6 protein-coding genes are annotated in these 5,319 nt (G+C 71.6%); 2 read left to right on the top strand and 4 right to left on the bottom strand.

From position 1 onward, the window contains the following. From ACE3N6_RS18510 to nikR, 3 genes are all read right to left on the bottom strand, one after another. A partial coding sequence (locus ACE3N6_RS18510; RefSeq protein ID WP_374247298.1) for a nickel transporter occupies positions 1–771 on the bottom strand: 771 nt, incomplete at its 3' end. A gap of 132 nt (positions 772–903) precedes the next feature. Beyond that, entirely contained in the window at positions 904–2,241 is a 1,338-nt protein-coding gene (locus tag ACE3N6_RS18505) for a sensor histidine kinase (RefSeq protein WP_374247297.1), read from the bottom strand. 24 nt (positions 2,242–2,265) lie between these two features. Beyond that, positions 2,266–2,781, bottom strand: coding sequence for a nickel-responsive transcriptional regulator NikR (gene nikR / locus ACE3N6_RS18500; protein WP_284188293.1), 516 nt, complete (start codon positions 2,779–2,781; stop codon positions 2,266–2,268). 81 nt (positions 2,782–2,862) lie between these two features. On the opposite strand from nikR, the gene ACE3N6_RS18495 reads away from it, so the two are divergent. Further along, on the top strand, positions 2,863–3,294 hold the full coding sequence (locus ACE3N6_RS18495) for an acyl-CoA thioesterase (protein WP_374247296.1): 432 nt from the start codon (positions 2,863–2,865) through the stop codon (positions 3,292–3,294). A 10-nt stretch (positions 3,295–3,304) separates the two neighbouring features. Here the strand turns inward: ACE3N6_RS18495 and ACE3N6_RS18490 are convergent, their stop codons facing one another. Beyond that, positions 3,305–4,330, bottom strand: a complete 1,026-nt coding sequence (locus ACE3N6_RS18490; RefSeq protein ID WP_374247295.1) for a hypothetical protein — start codon at positions 4,328–4,330, stop codon at positions 3,305–3,307. Positions 4,331–4,530: 200 nt separating this feature from the next. Between ACE3N6_RS18490 and ACE3N6_RS18485 the strand changes: the two genes are divergently transcribed. Further along, the coding region (locus tag ACE3N6_RS18485; RefSeq protein WP_374247294.1) for an SH3 domain-containing protein at positions 4,531–5,319 on the top strand (789 nt) is incomplete at its 3' end.

Below are 5,319 nucleotides of genomic sequence, written 5' to 3'. Positions count from 1 at the left end.
CAGGAAGCTCAGGAAGATCACCCCGATCACGCCAAGCCCCAGGGCCAGCTCCTTGCCCTCGCCCCACGCCTCGACGCCCGGCAAGGCCATCCGCGCCGCGCCCCAGGCGGCCACCAGCAGGCTCATGCCGCCCACGGTGAGCGCCATCACCCGGGAGGCGATCCGCGCCGTGCCGTCGGCCCGGGCGAGCAGTTTCGCGATCCAGCAGCCGTTGGCACCGTCGGCCAGCAGCATGCCCAGCATGAAGGCCACCCCGAGCCCCAGGGCGTGGAGCGCCCCGCCGGCCTGCACGCCGGCCACCGCGAACAGCGCGGCCTGACTCACCGTGTCGAAGGACAGCGCGAACAGCGCCCCCACCAGGGCCACGCCGGCCGGATGGGCGACGCGGCCGAGGCGCCCCAGCCAGCGGCCGCGGAGCCCCACCGGGCGCACCATTTCGTGCGCATCGGCGGCGAACACGGCACGCAGATTGAGCACGCCGAGCAGGGTGAGAAAACCGATGGAGATCCACGCGCCGGAGACTTCGAGCCACTCCGGCGTCGTCCAGTGGCGGGAGAGCAGGCTCACCGCCAGGGCGATGGCGATCACCACCGCGCCGTGGCCGAGGGAGAACAGGGTGCCGCAGAAGCGCGCCCAGCGCGGGTTGGCGCGGGCGTTGAAGCGCGTGAGGCCGTCGATGGTGGCGAGGTGGTCGGCATCGAAGCCGTGCTTCACACCGAAAACGAAGACCAGCAGGACGAGGGAGAGGCCGTCGGCAGGCAGGGCGGTCATGGCGGCGATCCGGGGGTGCGTATGAGGAAACGATTTTACTGCATACAACATCCGTGCCAATCCGCCGCGCCGGTGCAAACCCGCCCCGCGCCGGCCACCGGCCGGTCAGCCGCTTACCGGCGACCGCACCGATCAGGCAGCCGCGTTTCCAGCCAGCGGCAGCCTCAGCACGAACTCCCCACCGCCAGCGGGGTGATTGCCGGCCTGGAGCAGCCCCCCGTGACGCTCGACGATGCCGTAGCTGATGGACAGCCCCAGCCCGGTACCCCGCCCCACCGGCTTGGTGGTGAAGAAGGGGTCGAAGATGTGGGGCAGATGCCGCGGCTCGATCCCCGGCCCGTTGTCGTGGAAGCGCAGCACGGCCGAGTCGCCCTCGACGCGGCCGACGATCCGCAGCCGGGCCTCCGGCTGGCCGGCGGTGGCATCGGCGGCGTTCTGGACGAGGTTCATCACCACCTGCTGCATGGGGCCGGAGGCGCCCACCACCGGCAGGCTGTCGGGGATGTCCACCGTCACCTCGAAGCGCTCCGGCGCGGCCTTGCACACCCAGGTCACCGAGCGCTCCACCACGGCGCCCAGCTCGAACAGGCTGCTCTCGTCGCGATCGAGCGCCGAGAAGCGCTTGAGGCCGTCGACGATGTCGCGGGTGCGCTCGGCGCCTTCGATGGTGCCCTCGATCAGGGGGTCGAGGTCGCCCAGGATGCGGTCGATGCGCAGGCGCTCGCGCAGGGCCTGAAGCTCGTCGGGCACGCCACCGGCGTGGACCGCGCCCAGGTATTCCCCCAGCCGGGAGGCGTAGCGGCGCAGGGCGTGGGTGTTGCCGAGGATGAAGCTGATGGGGTTGTTCAGCTCGTGGGCGACGCCCGCCACCAGCCGCCCCAGGGAGGCCATCTTCTCGGAGTGGAGGAGCTGCTGCTGGGTGCGCTTGAGGTCGTCGTGAGCCTGGCGCAGGGCCGAATACGCCTTGCGCAGCTCGCCCACCGGCCGCCCGGTGACCACCACGCCCAGCGACTTGCCCACCGACGAATAGCGCGGCGTGCAGTTGAGGGACACCGGCACCGCGCTGCCATCGGCCGCCCGCAGGGCCAGCTCGCAGTCGTGCACCGGGGCGTCGCCGCGCAGGGCGAACAGGCCCCGGGCCACCGCCACCGCCGCCGGGTCGGCCAGCAGGTCGAAGAACAGGGTGCCGCGCAGGTCCTCCACCGAGCGCCCGGTGAAGACTTCCAGCGAGCGGTTCACATCCTCGATCCGCCCGCTGCGGTCGCACACCACCAGGATGTCCGAGATCGAGGTGAGCACCGACAGGATGAAACCCTGGCTCTCCTCCAGCTTGGCGTTCTTCTCTTCGAGGGCGACTTCGTACTGGAGGAGATCGGAATACACCTCGTCCATCTTCTGGATCACGTCGATCCAGGCGCCCTCGCCCACCCCCTCCGGCGCGGCGGCCAGCAGGGAGGTGGAATCGGGCAACGGGCGCTCGGGCTTGGCCATCGCTTACGAGCGCGGCCGGTAGTGGCCGTGGGGATGGGGGTGAGCGTGGCTATGCTCGCCGTCGCCGTGGCTGTGGGGCTGGTTACGGAAGTCGGCGGTGACAAGATTGAGCGCCCCGTGACGCACCCCCGGCCTGGCGATCAGCCCTTCGGCAAAGGCCCGCACCTGGGCGGTGGGCCCGCGCAGGATCACGCTTTCCATGCAGTTATCGTGATCCAGGTGGGCGTGCAGGGTGGCCACGCAGAGGTCGTGGTGCTCGTGCTGGTCGTGGGTGACGCGCTCGGCCAGCTCGCGCTCGTGGTGGTTGTACACGTACGACAGGTTGGCGATGCAGTGGGGCGCCTCTTCCCGGGCCAGGCGGTTCTGTTCGAGCTGGGCGCGCAGGATGTCGCGCACCGCCTCCGAGCGGTTGGAGTAGCCCCGCGCGGCGATCAGCGCGTCGAAGGCGCGGGCCAGGTCTTCGTCTAGCGAGATGGTGAAGCGTTCCACGATGGGCTCCGGGCAGGACAGGCGGGTCATTCTGCCCGCCCCCACCGCCGGCGGCAATCGCCGGCCGCGGTGCCATAATCGGCGCTTTCCGACTTCCGCCGAGATCGCTCCATGGCCCGCATCAAGATCGAACTGCCCGACCGCTTTGCGTTTTCCACCGAAGTGCCGATCCACATCGGCCTCATCAACTACGGCCACCACTTGGACAACGCCGCCCTGCTGTCGCTGGTGTCCGAGGCGCGGGTGCGTTTCTTCAAGTCGCTGGGCTACACCGAGCTGGACGTGGACGGCGTCGGCATCGTGGTGGCGGACGCCGCGGTGCAGTACAAGTCGGAGGCCTTCCACGGCGAGGTGCTGGTGTTCGAGATGACCCCGGACGACTTCAACAAATACGGCTGCGACCTGGTGTGGCGCGCCACCGACAAGGCCAGCGGCCGCGAAGTGGCGCGGGGCAAGTCGGGCATCATCTTCTTCGACTACCAGCAGCGCAAGGCGGCGGCGGTGCCCGCGGGCTTCATCGCCAAGACCACGCGCGGGGCCTGAGCCACCTGCGCTACACGTTCACATCCACCTGCTGGACGGTGCCCACGGTGCCGTCCTCGCCCACCCAGACGCCCGAGCTGCGCACCGCGCCCAGATCGGCGCTGCCGTCCTTGAGGGTGAAGGGGGTCGCGCTGCTGCCGAGGTAAACCGCCCCGACGCCGCGCTCCCCGAGGCTGGCCACATCGCCACCGCCTTTTGCATCAGGCGTCCACACCCCCAGCCGGCCGAACACCGGGTCGGCCTCGTCGATCCAGCCGTTGCCGTCGCTGTCGTACCTAGCCAGATCGGCAAAGCCGTCGCCGCTCGCCGGGCCGAACAGCTGGCGGCCGGATTCCACCTTGCCCGAGCCCACCGCGTCCAGCACCAGAAAGCCGCTGCCGCTGGCAAGGCGCGGCATGTCCACCGCCTGCCCGTCGCCCATCAGGTCGAAGCGGAAGCGCTGACTGGTGAGGCTGGCCGCGTTGCCGTCGAAATTGATCGTCAGCGGGTCCTTGCTCACCGCCGCGTTGCCGGCGCGCAGGCTCAGGCTGCTCGTCTCCGTCTCGCTGCGGCGCATCGCCAGCCCGACGCTAAAGTGGATGTCCTTACCGTCGGCGGTGCGGATCGTGCCGCTCGCCTCGAAATGGGTCGCCTCCACGGTCTCGCGGGTCTCGCTGCGGTCGTACTCGATGCCGAAGTCGGGCGGGGGAGGAGCATCCGGTGGGTCGGCGATATGGCCGGACGCCATGTCGGCGCTGGAGAGCACCTCGATGCGCCGCCCGGTCATCATCTCGACGATGGACTTGATGAGCGCCAGCCGCGGGTCGATGTCGGCGTCCTCGCCGTCGATCTTTGCTGCGACGTCCGTGGCCGCGCTCTTGTCCAGATCCAGCGCCTGGCGGGCCGCGCTGGAAACCACCACGCTCCGGGCCGTCGGGCGCGCGGCATCGTCCGTCGGCCGGGCGCCCACCCAGGCCCGCAGGCGCTCCGCCACCTCCACCCGGCGGGTGCTGAGGTGGGCGGCGGAAAGGCTCAGATCGGCGGCGGCGATTTTCATGGCGGGCTCCCCGGAAGGTGGTGACTTGCCCGCTTCAACGGCCCGGCCCCCGGCGACTTGACCGGCAGACAGGGGGACGACACGCCCTCGGCAGCCGTGAAACCTGCGCTTACAGAAGGGCTGCGACGGCGCCCCGCCGGCCCACTAAGATGCCACTGCCGGCCGCCCTCGCGGCGGCCCAATCGCCCACGGGAACCACCATGCCCACGCTCTCCGCCCTGCGCCGCCCCCTCGCCACCCTGGCGGGCAGCGCCGCCCTCCTCCTGCCCCTGGCCGCCGCCGCCCAGAACGCGGTCGTCACCCAGCCCGCCCAGCTCTTCGCCGGCCCGGCGCCGGATTACCCCGTGGTCGCCACCGTCTATCCCGGCGTCGAGGTGAGCGTCGTCGGCTGCCTGGCGGATTACCTGTGGTGCGACGTGACGCTGCAGGACGGCCTGCGCGGCTGGGCCTACGGGCCGAGCCTGGCGGCCTACGGGTGGATGGGCAACGCCCTGCCGGTGCCCGACTACGGGCCGTCCCTGGGCATCCCCCTCGTCAGCTTCTTCATCGGCGACTACTGGGGCCGCCACTACCGCCACCAGCCGTGGTTCGACGAATACCGCTGGCGCCAGCGCCCCCCGCCCCCGCCGCGCTTCGTGCCCCCGCCCCACCCCCGCGACGGCTGGCAGGCGCCCTACCCGCCCCGCTGGCAGCAGCCGGGGATGCCGCCCCGCGACGACCGGCGCGACGAGCACTGGCACGGCGACGGCCAGCCCCACCGGGATTTCAACCGGGGCGACCGGCCCCAGATCGCCCCGCCGCCCCTGCCCCAACAGCCCCCCCAGCAACCGCCCCAGTTCCACCAGGACCCCGGCCGCAACTTCAACCCCCGCCCGGACGAGCGGCGCAACGACGGCGCCCGGCAGCCGCCCGTGCCCCCCCCCCCCCCCCCCCCCCCCCCCCCCCGGCCCGCCCCCCCCCCCCCCCCCAACCCCCCCCCCCCAACCCCC

This window comes from Zoogloea sp. (genome assembly GCF_041904905.1).
Lineage (GTDB): Bacteria > Pseudomonadota > Gammaproteobacteria > Burkholderiales > Rhodocyclaceae > Zoogloea.
This window is presented reverse-complemented; position numbering and strand designations above follow the sequence as displayed.